Annotated in this window: 15 protein-coding genes; 7 read left to right on the top strand and 8 right to left on the bottom strand. The window is 40.5% G+C overall.

Features of this window, described 5'->3' with window-relative positions; translation table 11 throughout:
- Positions 1-28: 28 nt before the first annotated feature.
- Both P3L56_RS19505 and P3L56_RS19500 read right to left on the bottom strand, forming a co-directional pair.
- Positions 29-619: an NUDIX domain-containing protein gene (locus P3L56_RS19505; protein WP_198860986.1), complete on the bottom strand. Its 591-nt coding sequence runs from the start codon at positions 617-619 to the stop codon at positions 29-31.
- Positions 620-756: 137 nt separating this feature from the next.
- Positions 757-1,161 carry a YgiW/YdeI family stress tolerance OB fold protein gene (locus P3L56_RS19500; RefSeq protein ID WP_042845781.1) on the bottom strand — a complete coding sequence of 135 codons (405 nt, stop codon included), beginning with the start codon at positions 1,159-1,161 and terminating at the stop codon, positions 757-759.
- 177 nt (positions 1,162-1,338) lie between these two features.
- On the opposite strand from P3L56_RS19500, the gene qseB reads away from it, so the two are divergent.
- The gene (qseB, locus tag P3L56_RS19495; protein WP_042845780.1) at positions 1,339-2,001 is read left to right on the top strand and encodes a quorum sensing response regulator transcription factor QseB; all 663 of its coding nucleotides are present in this window, start codon (positions 1,339-1,341) and stop codon (positions 1,999-2,001) included.
- The gene (gene qseC / locus P3L56_RS19490) at positions 2,001-3,356 is read left to right on the top strand and encodes a quorum sensing histidine kinase QseC (RefSeq protein WP_198860985.1); all 1,356 of its coding nucleotides are present in this window, start codon (positions 2,001-2,003) and stop codon (positions 3,354-3,356) included. Before qseB ends, qseC begins: the two co-directional genes overlap by 1 nt.
- 316 nt (positions 3,357-3,672) lie before the next feature.
- On the opposite strand, the gene P3L56_RS19485 is transcribed toward qseC, so the two are convergent.
- Entirely contained in the window at positions 3,673-4,233 is a 561-nt protein-coding gene (locus P3L56_RS19485; protein ID WP_131680919.1) for a YtfJ family protein, read from the bottom strand.
- 299 nt (positions 4,234-4,532) lie between these two features.
- On the opposite strand from P3L56_RS19485, the gene P3L56_RS19480 reads away from it, so the two are divergent.
- A complete protein-coding gene (locus P3L56_RS19480; RefSeq protein WP_042845777.1) occupies positions 4,533-4,739 on the top strand; it encodes a DUF1107 domain-containing protein in 207 nt (68 codons plus the stop codon).
- An 80-nt stretch (positions 4,740-4,819) separates the two neighbouring features.
- Here P3L56_RS19480 and P3L56_RS19475 read toward each other — a convergent pair whose 3' ends face one another.
- Together P3L56_RS19475 and msrA are read right to left on the bottom strand one after the other, a co-directional pair.
- Complete coding sequence (locus P3L56_RS19475) at positions 4,820-6,187, bottom strand: hemolysin family protein (RefSeq protein WP_042845776.1); 1,368 nt, start codon at positions 6,185-6,187, stop codon at positions 4,820-4,822.
- A 312-nt stretch (positions 6,188-6,499) separates the two neighbouring features.
- Positions 6,500-7,141 carry a peptide-methionine (S)-S-oxide reductase MsrA gene (gene msrA, locus P3L56_RS19470; RefSeq protein WP_042845775.1) on the bottom strand — a complete coding sequence of 214 codons (642 nt, stop codon included), beginning with the start codon at positions 7,139-7,141 and terminating at the stop codon, positions 6,500-6,502.
- 133 nt (positions 7,142-7,274) lie between these two features.
- Between msrA and P3L56_RS19465 the strand changes: the two genes are divergently transcribed.
- Genes P3L56_RS19465 through P3L56_RS19455 form a run of 3 tightly spaced genes read left to right on the top strand, consistent with a single transcriptional unit; the run spans position 7,275 to position 13,141 of the window.
- Positions 7,275-9,017 (top strand): autotransporter assembly complex protein TamA, encoded by a 1,743-nt coding sequence (locus P3L56_RS19465; protein WP_071548697.1) that lies wholly within the window; start codon positions 7,275-7,277, stop codon positions 9,015-9,017.
- Complete coding sequence (locus P3L56_RS19460; RefSeq protein WP_210831725.1) at positions 9,014-12,790, top strand: translocation/assembly module TamB domain-containing protein; 3,777 nt, start codon at positions 9,014-9,016, stop codon at positions 12,788-12,790. The genes P3L56_RS19465 and P3L56_RS19460 overlap by 4 nt, the downstream gene beginning before the upstream one ends.
- 3 nt (positions 12,791-12,793) lie before the next feature.
- Positions 12,794-13,141, top strand: coding sequence for a gamma-glutamylcyclotransferase (locus tag P3L56_RS19455; protein WP_042845772.1), 348 nt, complete (start codon positions 12,794-12,796; stop codon positions 13,139-13,141).
- 94 nt (positions 13,142-13,235) lie between these two features.
- Here P3L56_RS19455 and ppa read toward each other — a convergent pair whose 3' ends face one another.
- Both ppa and fbp read right to left on the bottom strand, forming a co-directional pair.
- A complete protein-coding gene (gene ppa, locus P3L56_RS19450; protein ID WP_042845770.1) occupies positions 13,236-13,766 on the bottom strand; it encodes an inorganic diphosphatase in 531 nt (176 codons plus the stop codon).
- A 211-nt stretch (positions 13,767-13,977) separates the two neighbouring features.
- The gene (gene fbp, locus P3L56_RS19445) at positions 13,978-14,985 is read right to left on the bottom strand and encodes a class 1 fructose-bisphosphatase (RefSeq protein ID WP_042845769.1); all 1,008 of its coding nucleotides are present in this window, start codon (positions 14,983-14,985) and stop codon (positions 13,978-13,980) included.
- A gap of 164 nt (positions 14,986-15,149) precedes the next feature.
- Between fbp and mpl the strand changes: the two genes are divergently transcribed.
- Entirely contained in the window at positions 15,150-16,532 is a 1,383-nt protein-coding gene (mpl, locus tag P3L56_RS19440) for a UDP-N-acetylmuramate:L-alanyl-gamma-D-glutamyl-meso-diaminopimelate ligase (RefSeq protein ID WP_042845766.1), read from the top strand.
- 81 nt (positions 16,533-16,613) lie between these two features.
- On the opposite strand, the gene P3L56_RS19435 is transcribed toward mpl, so the two are convergent.
- Positions 16,614-17,789 carry an anaerobic sulfatase maturase gene (locus tag P3L56_RS19435; protein WP_129466614.1) on the bottom strand — a complete coding sequence of 392 codons (1,176 nt, stop codon included), beginning with the start codon at positions 17,787-17,789 and terminating at the stop codon, positions 16,614-16,616.

Here is a 17,789-nt window from a genome sequence, read left to right as displayed (position 1 = left end):
AATAAAGGCTTTTAGCTCTTTATAAAAATTAATATTTTAGAATTGAATTCAATGCTAGGTGTTGTATTAACATAATAGTCTTACCATCAACAATTTCGCCAGTTTTGATAGCTTCTAACGCTTTAGGAAATGGCCATTCTAAGACTTCAATATCTTCACCTTCTTCAGCTAACCCGCCACCTGCATTGCTGCGGTTATTGTCGTTGTACTCAGCAATATAGAAATATAGCTTCTCGGTAACGGAACCGGGGCTCATAAATGCTTCGAAGACTTTTTCTATTTTGTCGACTTTAAAGCCAGTTTCTTCCTCTGCTTCGGCAATGATACGGGTTTCCGGTGAAGCATCGTCAAGCAAGCCTGCGGCAGCTTCAATCAGGAAATGCTGGTAACCATTTATGTACATAGGCATACGGAATTGGCGTATCAAGATAATGCTGTTTTTTATTTTATTATAGAGCAGAATGACTGCGCCATTGCCTCTATCATAGACTTCACGCTCTTGTTGTTGCCAGTTTCCATCTCTTCTTTGTAATTCATAGGTGTATTTTTTTAAGATATACCAATTATCGGAAAGCAGTTTTTCTTTGATATTACGTAGTTGGGGGTGTTTCAGTGACATTGGATGATCCAAAATAACAATTATATTTATGTCTAATCTAGCATTGTTAATATTGGTATAAAATAGGATTTTGGCGATGAAGTAATAGCATACTTCAGGTACAACCCTGAAGTATGCTAACGAAGGGATATGATGGGTTATTTAATGATCTGAATTTGTTTAACTTCAACTTCCCTTGAATTCCAATCTTTATCGATTTTACCGCGGATTTCGACTTTATCTTTTGGTGTGACATTAACACCATTCCAACGTTTTTCACTGATTTCAAGGTTGATGGTGCCTGTGCCATCAGTAAATTCATAATGTTTATAGTCAAGTTGTTTAACGATATTACCACGTAAAATAACCCAGCTATCATCAGACATCTCTAGTGCTTTTGCGACGGTTGTTTCTCCGCTATTAGGGCCAATAAAGCCCCCATTTTGATTGGTTTGCGTTGTATTATTAGTGACAGCACCCGGACCGTCAAAACCGCCATTTGCAGCAAAAACAGGGGCTGTTGCAAGAGCTGCAATTAATGTAATTAAAGGTAATTTTTTCATGATCAGTTTCTCCAAATAAGACGTAAACTTGTTTATATGGAAGTTATTAAAGCAGGTAAATCTTAACAGGATCTTAAGAAACTTAATTGATGCATTATATTTTTAATTTAATAAATAATAGCTAGTCATTTCATTACTGATGGGATAAATATAATAATATTCTGATACGGAGGGGTTATGCGTATTCTATTAATCGAAGATGACAGGCTAATTGGTGATGGGTTAAAAGTAGGGTTAACTCAACTGGGCTTTTCTGTTGATTGGTTTATGGATGGAAAACTGGGGCAACTTGCTCTTTTTGATGCTCCCTATGATGCCGTGGTACTTGACCTCTCATTACCGAATATTGATGGCATGGACATTTTGGCACATTGGCGCAAACAGGGGCGTGATGAACCGGTATTAATTTTGACAGCCAGAGATGCTCTGGAGCAGCGGGTACAAGGCTTACAACGTGGAGCGGATGATTATCTGTGCAAACCTTTTGCCTTAATGGAAGTTATGGCTCGTTTGCAGGCATTGATCCGCAGACGAAGTGGTCAGTTAACACCTAAATTGACTCATGGAGATGTGGAAATGGACCCGTCTGGGATGACGGTAACTGTTAAAGGGGAGCCTGTTCAACTTAAAGGGAAAGAATTGGCATTATTATCTCTATTTATGCATAACCCAAATAAAATTCTATCGCGAGGCTTAATAGAAGAGAAACTGTATAACTGGGAAGAGGAAGTATCGAGTAATTCAGTTGAGGTACATATTCACCATTTAAGACGCAAGTTAGGTAATACGTTTATTCGTACTGTTCATGGTGTCGGTTATCGATTAGGTGATGATGAATAATGAAAACATTTAGTCTTCGGCTAAAACTTACCTTAATGTTGCTGTTATTAGCATTGGTGACATGGGGTATCGCGAGTTCACTAGCTTGGTATCAAACGTATAAGACCATTAATGAGCTATTTGATACACAACAAATGGCATTTGCTAAACGTTTGTCTGTATTGCCTTCAGATCTTGAATTGTCTAAACCTTCATTAAAGAAAACAAAAAAATTATTGCGGAAAAATCGAGGCGATCAAGATGATGATGCATTAGCTTTTGCTATTTTTACGCTTAAGGGGCAGATGGTTTTAAATGATGGTGATAATGGGAAAAAGATTGTATTTAACTTTGCAAGGGAAGGCTTTTCTGATGGGAGAGTTACAGGAAGCGATGACTCGTGGCGTTTTGTTTGGTTAAAATCTCAAGATGGGCAATATGTTATCGTGGTTGGCCAAGAGTGGGAATATCGGCAAGAAATGGCAACGGATATCATGGTGGCGCAATTTATGCCTTGGTTGGTGGCATTGCCGTTGATGCTAGTCGTATTTCTATGGCTTTTAACCCGTGCTTTGCGGCCTTTAAAAGAAGTTGCAAACCAATTGCGCTATCGTCAGCCTGATGAATTAACACCTATTGAAGTATCACGTATTCCAACCGAAGCAAAGCCAATCATAGACTCAATGAATGGTTTGTTTGAGCGAATCAATAATATGTTTGCGCGAGAAAGGCAGTTTACATCTGATGCTGCCCACGAGCTGCGTAGTCCTCTCGCAGCCTTAAAAGTGCAAGCGGAGGTGGTACAAATTGCAGGGAATGACACTGATATTCGCCACCATGCAGTAGCAAACTTATCCGAAGGGATTGACCGTGCATCTCGTCTTGTTGACCAATTGCTCACATTATCGAGGTTAGAATCGATATCCCAACTTGAAGATATTACTGAATTATCTTGGTTATCTCTGATTGAAACTGCAATCAATGATATTCAGCCGGAGGCGCAGGCTCAAGGAACCACGGTGATCAGTATTATTAAAGGCGAACCGCCGACATTAAAAGGCCAAGCACTGTTATTGAGTGTACTGCTCAGAAACCTACTTCATAATGCAATACGCTATGGCAAAGCGAAAGGGCGAGTAACGCTAACGTTGTACGCAGACCACCTTGAAATTGAAGACGATGGTGATGGGGTGACCCCAGAAGTTTTACAACGCTTGGGAGAACGTTTTTATCGGCCTGCGGGGCAAGAAAAAACAGGGAGTGGTTTAGGGCTATCTATTGTTAAGCGAATTGCTCAATTGCATAACTTACAGGTTATTTTTGCTAACAGTGATAAAGGCGGTTTTTGCGTTAAAGTATATTGGTTGGTTTATTAAATTTATGTGAGTTACAGCGTCGCTAAGATATAACGCGTTATTATTAATTAGGTAGAATGGGGTAATGCAAAGAACACAACCACCTTGGTTATAAATTGTTTTTATTGGGAAGTTTTTAAAGCAATATGTGTTGGTTAATAAAACTATCAATAAACCATATAATAATGAGTAGTTATTAATGAAATGGTTATAATTATGCATATGGCATATTGAGGAATTTTAGAATAACTGACTATTTTTGTGTTCGCTGTTTTATGATTGCTAATGGGCTTATGTAGTGTGCACTTAAGGGACACTACATAAGATGTATGTCATGTTACTGATTTAAGCTGGAAACAAGTAAACTCATCACTTTTTCAATTTCTTGAGGGGTTAATTCACCATCTTTGAAAAATAATACTTTCCCTTGGTTATTCAATACGATAATTGCGGAGCTTTCAGGTTTTAACCCCCATGCATTTTTGACGACACCGTCACTATCAACAATAAATTGAGAGTAAGGAAACTCTTTTTTACTGTCTTCAACACTATTTTTAACAAATACACCTGTACCGAAAATAGCGTCATCCGCATTCACGATAGTCGTGGTTTGATAGGCATCGTGAGGGAGTTTGGCTTGTTTGATAGCTTCTATTAACGGTGCATTAAGTTCTTTCGCTGAAGAGCGGCCCGCAATATGTTGGATAGTGCGTACCTTGCCAATTAATTGCTGGCTTTTCCATGGCTGATTATCCAGTTTCCCTTCATCGTTTATGATGAGCTCCCCCTTGTCAGATATAGAAACGGCAGGAACTGTTTGGTTTAATTGAATATTAGCAGCAGTGGCGGCGGTTGATATTCCGAGTAAAAAAATCGACACTAAAAGATTTTTAATCATATATACCCCTTAAATTTTGCTTTAGCCTTGTTAGAGAGGTGAACCTAAGTACCAATTCTATAATTGATACTTATAGCATAGCTCATCGGATGAGTTTCAAAAGAGAATTTAACATTTTTTTAAAATTCAGAATAAAGACAAGGTTTGTAAGGATTTAACAGTTATTTGACACTGTCATGTTATGTCAGCAAATTGAATAAAACTGCAATTTTAGAACCAAAATGGAAATTTCTGGTCTATGATTATTGTACGGTATGAGTTATTGAATATCGTAAGAACAAAGGGGAGGCTAAGTTCTAATGAAAATTTTTAACCGTTATAACCCATTTAAGATTGCTCTTTACGTCAAAACGTTATTCCGTGGCAGGCTCTATATTAAGGATTTTGGGGCATTTGAGTTTAATTATGGGAAAATTTTACCACCTAAAGTCAGTGATAAGCGCCATTACAATGTGATGAGTGAGGTTAACAAACAGGTATTATTATTACAGGCGGAGTTAGGGTAGCGTTAATCAAACTTAGGTTTGGTTAACAATAGCGCCACTCAAGGTGGCGCATTGAAATGAAACGGCTTTGCAACTAAATATTAGTGTTCAGTATCTTTGGTTTGTCGTTTTGCATCAGCCGTTTCAGTCGTGTTTTTTCCCGGTTGTACAATTACTGGTGCTGGTATTGCCGTGAGGCGAGTTACCAGTAGTTGGTCGATTTTGTAGTTATCAATATCGACAACTTCAAACTTATAACCCGCATATTTAACGTAATCTGTACGCTTTGGCATCCTTCTTAACCGGTACATCATAAAGCCTGCGATGGTTTCATAGTTACTAAAGTCAGGGAAATCATCGATATCTAAAATGCGCATGACATCTTCAATAGGGGTTCCCCCTTCAACTAACCAAGAGTTCTCATCACGTACCACAATTTGTTCTTCTTGCCCTGAGCCAACTAAATCGCCCATTAAAGTAATCATCACATCGTTGATAGTAATGATACCCATAACAAGCGCATATTCATTAAGAATAACGGCGAAATCGACAGCATTCGTTTTAAATGCTTCTAGTGTATCTGACAGGGAAAGGGTATCCGGTATCATTAGCGTATTACGAATATGTACACCGTCTTTTAAACTTAGACTTTGCCCATTCAATACGCGATTAAGTAGCTCTTTGGAATCAACGTAACCAATGACATGGTCAATACCTCCAGCACAAACGAGGAATTTAGAATGTGGTTGAGTTGAGATTTTATGTTTAATACTTTCTTCTGATTCGTCTTTATCAAAATAGATAATACTTTCACGTGGTGTCATCGCTGATGGCACAGTACGAGATTCAAGCTCAAAAACATTCTCAATTAATTCATGTTCTTGCTTACGTAATACCCCAGCGACCGCGCCTGCTTCAACGACGGCAAAGATATCATCAGAGGTGATATCTTCATTGCGCGATATAGGTAACTTGAATAGCTTGAAGATGAGGTTGGCAAGGCCATTAAAGAACCAGACAAAAGGGCTGAGAACCACCAAACAAAAGCGCATTGGATTGACAATACGGATGGCGATTGCTTCGGGTTTCACCATGCCAATACGTTTTGGTGTTAAATCCGCCACTAAAATAAATAAACTAGTCACAATGGTAAAAGAAATGATTGAAGCGATTTGTTGTGCCCAGTTAGGGGATAAAAACTGAATAAATACATCATACAATGCAGGTGAAAAAGCTGACTCGCCCACAATACCTGCAAGAATGGCAACGGCATTTAAGCCAATTTGCACGACGGTAAAAAACATACCAGGCATTTCTTGTAATTTGAGTACTCGGGCCGCGTTAATATTTCCTTCGTCTGCCATTAGCTTAAGTTTAATACGGCGGGAAGCTGCCAATGAAATTTCAGACAAAGAAAAGAATGCGCTAATTGCACATAATAAAAGAACGATCAATAAGCTGTTAATCATAGGTTTTCCTGACACCCTTCAACACTAAGATTGATTCATTTTTAATGATCTCAGTAGGTATCATCTCGGGTAGAAAATATATTCAATAAGTAAATATATAGTAGCGCACTATGCGCAAAATAATTGATATGTTCGATGAGTATAGCATCGGGTATATTTATCTGGCTAGATATTCATCATAAATCATGTTGTAGGGCGGTGTTTACTTTATTGCCTGAGCCGTGTACTCGATTATGCTCAGGTAATTTATTATCTATCTACAACATGATTTATCTAGAATGAAAAACAAATTAAAAACTAATAATTTATGTTTTAATTATTTAATGAGGGGGGTAAGCAAACACCAATACCCCCTAAGCCACAATAACCATTTGGGTTTTTGTATAAATACTGCTGGTGGTAATCCTCTGCGAAATAGAAGGTTTCCAATGGCGTAATCTCAGTTGTAATCTGACGTACATCATTTTGTGCTTTCATTGCTGCTTGGTATGCTTGCAAGGTCTTCATTGCTTGCTGGTCTTGTTCATCGGAAACCGTATAGATGGCCGAGCGGTATTGGCTGCCAATATCGCCACCTTGGCGCATCCCCTGAGCAGGGTCGTGATTTTCCCAAAATAAGGTTAATAATTGGGTGTAATCGATCGTTTGTGGGTCAAAAACGACCCGGACGGCTTCCGCATGCCCTGTTAGCCCTGAACACACTTCCTCATAGGTTGGGTTTGGTGTTAACCCACCACAATATCCTGCTGAAGTGGAATAAACGCCAGATTGCTGCCAAAATAGACGCTCTACACCCCAGAAGCACCCCATAGCAAAATAAGCGATTTCCATATTCTTAGGAATAATCTCAATCGAATGATGGTTAACCGCATGATATGGTGAGTAAGTTATAGCGGTTGCTCTGCCGGGCAGAGGTTGTGCAATATTTGCAGAGTGAAATTTATTAAATGGCATAATGATTCCTATGTATATTGACCGCACAAAAAAACTAAAAATAGGGATAAAAACTTGTGTATCCGGCTAATTTTACTCAAAATAAATTGATATGAAGTATTTAGTCAATCGAATAACCACCTTAGGAGTAGGCGTGTCGAAATACCCACTAGCTTGTTTTCTCTGCCTAACTGCGGCACTACCAGTGGCACACGCAGCGAACCTTCGCCTTAATATTGAAGGGCTTGAAGGCCAACTTAATCAAAACGTGCGAGTACAACTTTCTAATATATCTCAAGATGAAGTTGTACCCAATGGTCGTTTTCGAGCCCGTGTTGAGAAAGCAATTCAAGAAGGTTTAAAGCCTTTAGGTTATTATCAACCTTCCGTTGAGTTTAGTTATGAAGAAAAAACCCCGCCTGCTCGTTCTGTATTGACTGCTAAAGTAACTCCTGGAGAACCCATTTTATTGAGAGGGGTGACAGTTGAATTACAAGGTGGTGCAAAAACCGACCCTGACTATGAAAAGATGGTTAAAAAATACACACCAAAACTGGGTATTATCCAAAATGATGGTGAATATGAAGATTTCAAAGGTCGTTTTAGCAGCCTAGCTATTCGTAAAGGTTATTTTGATGCAATGATGGAGAAAAGCCAATTAGGTATTTCTCTTGACCACCATGCTGCTTATTGGGATTTTGATTTTAATAGTGGGGAGCGTTATCGCTTTGGCGCCATTTCTTATCAAGGGTCGCAAATTCGTGAAGATTATTTGAATAATCTCGCTCCGTTTAAAAAAGGGGAATATTACACCTCCGAACAACTCGCTGAGTTTAACCGTCGGTTAGCAGAAACTGGCTGGTTCTCTTCTGCGATTGTCACTCCGGACATCGCAAAAGCGCGTGAGGCGGATTCCGATGTGTTACCTATGGAGGGTGTGATGGTCCCCCGCGCCAAAAACTTTATTGAACTTGGTGGCGGTTATGCAACTGATGTCGGCCCGCGCGTTAAAGCGACATGGAATAAACCTTGGGTCAATTCAAGGGGGCAAAGTTTTACATCAAGTATCAGCCTTTCTCAACCAGAGCAATTGATTGACGCTAGTTATAAAATTCCATTAAAAGCCAATCCTTTAGAGCAATACTATGCCGTTCAAGGCGGTTTTAAACGCACCGATTTAAATGATACACAATCAAATACTACGACTTTAAACGTATCTCGTAACTGGGACTACTCTTCCGGTTGGCAATATGGCGTGAATATGCGTTGGATGCTGAGTAACTTTACCCAAGCTGATGTCACTAATACGACAATGCTATTGTATCCAGGGGCTTATGTTAGTCGTATTCGTCAACGTGGTGGTGTGATGCCAAGTTGGGGGGATAGCCAACGTTATTCAATTGATTATTCGAATAAAATTTGGGGTTCAGATATCGACTTTGCTGTATTGCAAGCTAAAAATGTATGGATAAGAACCCCATGGGAGGGGCACCGTTTTGTGGTGCGAGGTAATATAGGTTGGATTGAAACCAATGATTTTGACAAAGTCCCGCCAGACTTGCGTTTCTTCGCTGGTGGTGATGGTAGTGTACGTGGCTATGGATATCAAAAAATCTCCCCAGAAGACAGTAAAGGTAAACTGACAGGGGCATCTAAGTTGGCTGTTGGCTCTGTTGAATACCAATATAATTTCACGGGTAATTGGTGGGGCGCCACTTTTATTGATAGCGGCGAAGCAGTAAATGATATTAAAAAGAGTGATTTTAAAACTGGCGCAGGTATAGGTGTTCGCTGGGTTTCTCCAGTAGGACCGATTAAATTTGACCTTGCAACACCAATCGGTGATTCAAATAACGACAAAATACAATTTTATATCGGTTTGGGGACTGAATTATGAGGTGGTTGAAATGGCTAAAATGGATAAGTCTTTCCATTTTATTAATTCTAGTTCTTATTATTGCGGCATTAAGTTGGGTAATTGGCACCCAATCCGGTCTTCATTTTGCTTTAAATTCAGCGACTCGCTTTGTTCCTGAATTAACGATTGATAAAATAGATGGTGATATCAGTAATTTAACGTTGACTGGCGTGAAGTATCAAATGCCAGGCATTGATGTTAATGCAGGGGAATTACATTTAGCATTACGCCTAGGCTGCCTGAAAAGCCGTGAATTATGTATTGATAACCTTAGCACTGATAATGTAATGGTAAATGTTGATACGGCGCAGTTACCGCCATCAGAAGAAGCACCTGCTTCAGAGCCACTAACTGAACTCAAAGCACCGCTAACCATTCGTTTAAACCAGCTTTCGTTAGTTTCAACTCACGTCAATGTTGATGGTATGGATATTGATTTAGCTAAATTTACCACAGGGGTAACGTGGGAAGATAAAGCTATCACAATTATTCCGACAGATATTATTGACTTGGCAATTCATTTACCTGAAACGCAACAAGATCAGGCGACGGAAGAAAAACAACCCGATCCTGTGCCGATTAACGAGCAAAAATCGTTAGCAGATGAACTAAAAGAATTGTTCTCAAAACCGCTACTGGCTGAATTACCTGAAATAATTTTACCTGTTAATTTAAATGTTGAGGGGATTAATGCATCGAACTTTCAATTAACTGGTGGGGCTGACGTTAAGATTAACCAATTACATCTTAGCTTGTCTAATGAGGGGCAGCAGGTACTGGTTAAACAGTTAAAAGTTGATGCGCCACAAGGTAATGTGGCTTTATCTGGAACAGCAATGTTGAAAGATAAGTGGCCAGTATCTTTATCAATATTGGGAGAGAGCCGTTTAGAGGATTTAGATGGGCAAAAAATAGATTTGTCTTTAAAGGGCGGCTTAATTGATGAACTAAAATTGGCATTGAATCTGCAAGGCCCAATTAATGCGACGTTAGATGCAGAAACTGACTTATCACAAGCGGATTTGCCAATTTTATTAACACTAAAAAGCGATAAGCTGACATGGCCTTTAGTCGGTGATGCACAGTACCAGTTAGATGGCACACGCCTACGTTTAAATGGCCGCCCATCCGCTTATGATATGTCTTTGCGTTCTGCTATTACTGGGCAAGATCTTCCTCCATCAACCTTACTCTTAGACGCCAAAGGTAATGAAGAGCAAATTAACCTTACGCGTTTACGCTTATCCGCTTTACAAGGGAATGCGGACATCACAGGGGTGGCTGACTGGAGTAAAGCAATCAGTTGGAATGCGGTGCTAACCTTGTCAGGTATCAATACCGCTAAACAATATCCCGAGTGGCCAGCGAAGGTCGACGGTAAAATTGTTACGCGCGGTAGCCTATACGGTGGGAGCTGGCAATTGCAAGTCCCTGAAATTATGCTGGATGGTAATGTAAAAAATAACTTACTGAAAGCGCGTGGGCAGGCAAAAGGCAATGCAGCCGGTCAGTGGGACATCCCTAATTTTAATTTAGCACTAGGCAAAAATAATATTGATGTAAAAGGGACGCTTGCTGATAAATGGAATCTTGATGCAAAAATTAACGCACCTGGGCTCAATGGTCTACTACCCGGTTTAGGGGGGGTGATTGTTGGTGATGTGAAATTACGGGGTAATTTGCAAACGCCAGAAGCGTTAATTGACTTAACCGCTCGCGGTGTGAAATGGCAAAATGATCTCGCTATTGATAACGTGGTTATTAAGGGTAATGTTGCTACTGGTGAGCAGATAAAAGGCGATTTATCCGTTGTCTTACGCCAATTAAAGCAAGGTGATATGGTCATTAGTAACCTGAATCTTGACGCGAAAGGTAGTGAAAAGCAGCATACACTGAAGCTGAATGTTAAAGGTGAACCTGTCTCAGGGCAGTTATCACTCGCAGGGAGCTTTGACCGCCAAACAGAAGTGTGGAAAGGTAACCTGACCAATACGTTATTTGATACTGTTGTCGGTGAGTGGCGCTTGAATCAAGCCATGTCACTTAATTACGCTAATCAAACGCAAGAAGTGACAATTGGTCGTCATTGCTGGGTAAATCCAGATGCGCGTTTATGTGTGCCAAAACCAATTAAAGCAGGTAAAAGCGGCAGTGCTGACATTGTATTAGAACGCTTTGACTTAGCAATGATTAAACCGTTTATGCCTAAAGATACACGTGTTAGTGGTGTCTTTAGTGGCAAAGCAAACGCTATTTGGAAAGACGATGGCAGTATGCCGCAAGTGAAGTTAGATTTACGTGGCAATGACGTTAAAGCAACACAGTTTGTTGACGGGACGCGTTTACCTATCGTATTTGATACCTTAACGTTAAGTGCAGGGCTCAAAAATGGTAAGGCAGACGTTAATTGGTTGTTTGGTTTGCAGAATAACGGCCAGATGCGCGGCAATATTCAAATTTCAGATATTGAAAAACGCCGTCTGTTAGCGGGTAATGTAGAAATCAATTCGATTACTTTAGATTTAATTAAACCGCTGCTTGGTCAAAAAGAAGTGGCTAATGGCCGCTTGAGTGCCAATTTACGGCTAGGGGGCTCAGCAAATAACCCATTATTAAATGGTAATTTATCGCTTTCTAGCTTAGAAGTTCGCTCAGCGATGATCCCATTTGATATTAAAAGTGGTCATTTAGGTATTAATTTTAATGGCACTAGCTCTGTGATGAATGGGCAAATCAATACACCGGAAGGTTATTTGAATATCGATGGTGATGCTGATTGGCGTAACATTGATGCGTGGCGAGCTAAAATAATGGCGCGTGGTAATAACTTACGGGTTTCTCTGCCACCAATGATTAAGATTGATGTACAGCCGGATATTGTGTTTGATGCATCGCCATCCTTATTAACCTTGAATGGTTCTGTGACAATCCCTTGGGCAAGAATTACTGTTCAGGAATTACCTGAATCTGCGGTTAGCGCATCATCTGATGTGGTTATGCTAGATAGTGATTTAAAACCAATAGAAGAAAAAGCGCCATCAATCCCAATTCAAACCAATCTAGATATTAAAATTGGTAATGATGTTCGGTTAGATGCGTTTGGTTTGAAAGCTCGTTTGACTGGCTTGTTGAAAGTGATTCAAAATAAGCATGGCCTCAGTTTGAATGGTCAAGTTGATATTCCTGCAGGGCGTTTCCGCGCTTATGGGCAAGACTTAATCGTCCGCAAAGGCCAAATACAGTTCTCTGGCCCTGCCGATCAGCCATTCTTAAATTTAGAAGCTATCCGTAACCCAGATAACACTGCTGATGATGTTATTGCGGGTGTTAAGGTAACAGGGCTTGCAGATAAGCCGAAGGTAGAAATATTCTCTGAACCTGCCAAAACGCAACAAGAAGCACTCTCTTATCTGTTAAGAGGGGAAGGGTTAGATAGTGGTGATGCAAATGGTTCACAAATGACATCAATGCTTATTGGCCTTGGTGTTGCACAAAGTGGGCAATTAGTTGGCAAGATTGGTGAAACATTTGGGGTATCTGATTTGGCTGTTGATACCCAAGGTGTGGGGGATAGCTCCCAAGTTGTGGTGAGTGGTAAGATCACTAATGATTTACAAGTGAAGTATGGTGTTGGTATCTTTGACTCATTGGCGACGTTAACGTTACGTTATCGATTGATGCCAAAACTGTATTTAGAAGCGGTGTCTGGTGTTAACCAGGCCTTGGATCTCCTTTACCAATTTGAGTTTTAGATTATGCGTGTAATTGTTTATGGCAGCTTAAGGCAAAAGCAAGGTAATCATCACTGGATGACTTATGCTCAACTGTTAGGGGAGCATAAGCTAGAAGGCTATGAACTGTATGATCTTGGGTTTTATCCTGCGGTGGTTAAGGGGGATGGGGTGATAGAGTGCGAGGTATATCGCATTAACCCATCTATCTTAACGGAGCTAGATGAGCTAAAGAAAAACTCCCAAGATTATGCGAGGGAGCTAATTTCGACGCCATATGGCAATGCTTGGATTTATCTATATAAACATTCTGTTGATGGTCTGCGCCGCATAAAAAGTGGTGACTGGCTTAAACGTAATGAAGAAGAATAAACGTTTAGCCATTTAGGCTTTGTAGTTTGTTAATAAAATAAAAAAGCTCTGGTATTTACCAGAGCTTTTAACAATCAATGACCCTAAGGGAAAATTATTTTTTTGCAGCGCGTTCGAAAGAAGAAATAATTTCTGCTTTAGCGGCTTCTACGTTATCCCAACCGTCAACTTTAACCCATTTACCTTTTTCTAAATCTTTGTAGTGTTCAAAGAAATGGGTAATTTGTGCTTTCAGTAGTTCAGGGATATCGTTCACATCTTTAATGTGGTCGTATTCTTTGCTTAATTTAGTGTGTGGAACAGCAACTAATTTAGCGTCTTCACCTGATTCGTCAGTCATTTTTAAAACCCCAACTGGGCGACAACGAATAACTGAACCCGGCTGTAATGGGTATGGAGTAGGGACTAACACATCAACTGGGTCGCCATCTAAAGACAGAGTATTGTTGATGTAACCGTAGTTGCATGGATAGAACATTGCTGTTGACATAAAACGGTCTACAAACAGCGCGCCAGATTCTTTATCAACTTCATATTTGATAGGGTCTGCGTTAGCTGGAATTTCGATGATAACGTAGATATCTTCTGGCAGATCTTTACCTGCCGGTACATTGTTCAGGCCCATTTAAGTGTATCCTTTGTGTGAATAATGAATTTACCTGCTGACTTTTAAGCTGCTGGTGGAAACGGTATTAATGACTTATTTCCATGCAAGTTAAATCTCAGGGTAGATAACGTGGGGACATTATAGCCGTAAAAGGGGGGAAAACTCACTAGTTGGAGAAAAAAAGGGGCAAAAAAGGCGGGAAGCCCCGCCTATTAGCTAGTTATATGAATTATTCGGTGTCAGGGAACTCACGCATGAATGATTCTGCTTTCTCCACCATTGACTCTGTTCCTACGAAGAAAGGAGCACGTTGGTGTAATTCACTAGGGATAATATCCAGGATGCGGTTAGCGCCATCGCTTGCTTTACCGCCGGCTTGTTCAGCTAAGAATGCAATAGGGTTGCACTCATACAGAAGACGCAGTTTACCATTCGGATGGCTTGCTGTACTTGGGTAAATATAAATCCCCCCTTTAAGCAAGTTACGGTGGAAGTCTGCGACTAAAGAGCCAATATAGCGGGTGGTATAAGGACGGTTTGTCGCTTTATCTTCTTCTTGGCAGTATTTAATGTACTTTTTAACACCCATTGGGAACTTGATGTAGTTACCTTCGTTGATAGAGTACATTTTACCTTCTGATGGGAACATGACTTTCTCATGAGAAAGGCAGAAAACACCTAAAGAAGGATCGTAGGTAAATGCATGGACGCCAACGCCAGTGGTGTATACCAACATAGTAGAAGAACCGTAAACAACATAACCGGCAGCAACTTGGCGATGACCTGGCTGTAGAAAATCCGCTTCAGTAACTGGTTGCCCAATTGGTGTAATACGGTGATAAATTGAGAAAATTGTCCCAACGGAAACGTTTACATCGATATTTGAAGAACCATCTAATGGGTCCATTAAAACGACATACTTTGCGTTTTCAGCACGATCTCCTTCGAAAATGACAATTTCGTCTTCTTCTTCAGAGGCGATACCGGCAACTTCTCCGCGGGCTTTTAAAGCCGCTTTCAGTTTTTCGTTTGCATACAGGTCTAGCTTCATCTGGACTTCGCCTTGAATATTCGAAACACCATTGGTGCCAAGAATATCTACCAGCCCAGCCTTGTTAATATCACGATGGATAATTTTAGCGCCCAGTTTGATTGCTGATAGTAATGATGTCAGCTCACCTGTTGCATGAGGAAAATCTTGTTGCTTTTCGACGATGAATTCGCCTAATGTTTTCATGACGAAGGTCCTGAATAAAATTGACAAAGGTTTTGCGGGGTATTGTACCCTCGCGCGCAGAGAGTTTAACTAAATAAAAAAAAGATTAATAGGTTAATGCATTTATAAACCTGCTATTGATGGGTAGAATAGTGACAAACCTCATGCTAATTGGATGAAAAAGAATGCACATACATATTTTAGGTATATGCGGTACCTTTATGGGTAGCTTAGCAATATTGGCTCGTTCTCTAGGCCATAAAGTCACGGGCTCTGATGCAAATGTGTATCCACCAATGAGCACTTTGCTTGAAAATCAAGGCATTGAACTCATTCAAGGTTATGACCCTTCACAACTCGACCCAGTACCGGATATGGTGGTTATTGGTAACGCCATGACGCGTGGTAACCCTTGTGTTGAAGCTGTATTAGAAAGAGGCTTACCTTACACTTCAGGTCCTCAGTGGCTACATGACCATGTATTACCAGAACGCTGGGTGCTCGCGGTGGCAGGGACGCATGGAAAAACCACTACTGCGGGTATGTTAGCGTGGGTGTTAGAAGATTGTGGTTATAAGCCTGGTTTCCTAATTGGTGGTGTCCCCGGTAACTTTGATGTGTCGGCAAAAATAGGGGAAAGCCCATTTTTTGTTATTGAGGCAGATGAATATGATTGTGCATTTTTTGATAAGCGTTCTAAATTTGTTCATTACAGCCCGAGAACGTTAGTCCTGAATAACCTTGAATTTGACCATGCGGATATTTTCGAAAGCCTTGAGGCGATACAAAAGCAATTCCACCATCTGGTTCGTATCGTTCCAGCCAGCGGCAAAATTTTCACACCAGATAATGACAATCACTTAAAACAAGTCATTGGTATGGGCTGTTGGAGTGAACAGGAGCTTGTTGGTGGTGAGCATGGTGAGTGGCAGGCAGTAAAATTGAATCATGATGGTAGCCATTTCGAGGTTTACTATCAACAAGAGAAAGTGGGTGAAGTCACTTGGTCACAAGTGGGCAATCACAATATTCAAAATGCATTGATGGCGATAGCCGCAGCACATCATGTCGGCGTCCCCGCCAAGGAAGCTTGCCTTGCTTTGGATAAGTTTATCAATGCACGTCGGCGGTTAGAGCTGCGTGGTGTTGAGAATGGTGTGAGTGTTTATGATGATTTTGCTCATCACCCAACCGCTATCTTGGCAACATTAGAAGCATTACGTAGCAAAGTGGGGGGGACTTCACGCATTATCGCCGTACTCGAACCTCGTTCGAACACCATGAAAATGGGGATTAACAAAAATGATATTGCGCCAGCCTTGGGCCGTGCAGATGAAGTCTTTTTATTCCAACCAGCTAATATTCCGTGGATGGTAACGGATATTGCAGAGAAATGCGTGCAACCTGCTCGTTGGAGCGCTGATATTGACGCTTTGACAAATATGGTCATTGAGACGGCTCAACCTGGCGACTATATTCTCGTGATGAGCAATGGCGGGTTTGGTGGCATTCATGGCAAATTGCTTGCGGGTTTAAAGGCTAAAGCCGAAATAGAATTAGATGAGTAATGGTTTAAACCGTATTTATCTGTAAATAAGCCCCCTATCATAGTTTGTGAGATAGGGGCTTTTGGTTAATACTAACTTTCGTTAAAACCCTATTTCTTGCCGCCATTGTTGAACGCCTCGCATACTACGTTCATATTTCCTCAGCGGTGTCATAACAGTATTAAAAAACTGAAAATAGCCTTCACATAACTTATTTTTCCCCATCGAATTGATATGCGCTGGGCATCCGCCTTGGCAAACCGCTTTTACCGTACAAGATTGGCATTCTCTGCGGGTGCTTTTATTTTGCCCAAAAGGTAGCTCTATAGAATTGAGGACGAGTTCACTCAAAGGTGTTTGTTCTAAGATGTTGCCAATGTGATGGCTACTATTGATTTGGTGGTCGCAGGCAAATATTTGCCCTTGAGCTTCCATGACCAAGTTAGTACCACAGCGTTCTGAGTGGACACAAGTCTGGCTAACATGGGTAAAATACTGGCTGTAAACGTGCTCAATGTTCATCACATGTACATTGCCAACGTGGCGTTGAGATTTCCAGTGTAAATAGATATCAGTTAAAAATTTTCCCCAATTATGAGCCGTCAATGTAAATTGATGTTCAAGCGCACTACCTTCGGTCATTAATGGTTGGAATTGAATAAATTTTACACCAAGCTGAATAAAGTGCTCATAGATGGTTTGTGCTTGATTGGCTACGGCATCATGTACAACCGTCAAGATGTTGAATTCAATATCAAACTCTTGTAGAAGCCTTATGCCCTTTAGGACGGCGTTGTAACTACCTTGCTGGCCTTTTTTGTCTAAACGATAGCGGTCATGTATTTCTTTTGGTCCATCTAAACTCACACCAATAATAAAATTATGCTGCTTTAAAAAGCGGCACCATGCAGGGGTGAGCAAGGTACCATTGGTTTGTAGACTATTAGAGATTTTCACATGCTTTGGTGCATATTTTTGCTGCAAATCAATGGCCTTTTTATAAAAATCTAACCCAGCAAGTAGGGGCTCTCCACCTTGCCACACAAAATTAATTTCTTTGCTGTAGGTTGGTTGAGAAGCAATATAATTACGGATAAAAGGTTCTAACATCTCTTTTATCATGGGTTTAGGTCTAGGTAATTGGTCTTCTGGATAATAACAATAATCACATTTCAGGTTACAACCCGCCCCAACAGGTTTAAGCAAAATATGAAAAGGGACAACCGCCCTTGTGGGCGGTGAAAACGAAGAAAGGCTATCATAAAAGGCGATTTTCAT

This window comes from Providencia sp. PROV024 (assembly GCF_032709665.1).
GTDB lineage: Bacteria > Pseudomonadota > Gammaproteobacteria > Enterobacterales > Enterobacteriaceae > Providencia > Providencia huashanensis.
This window is presented reverse-complemented; position numbering and strand designations above follow the sequence as displayed.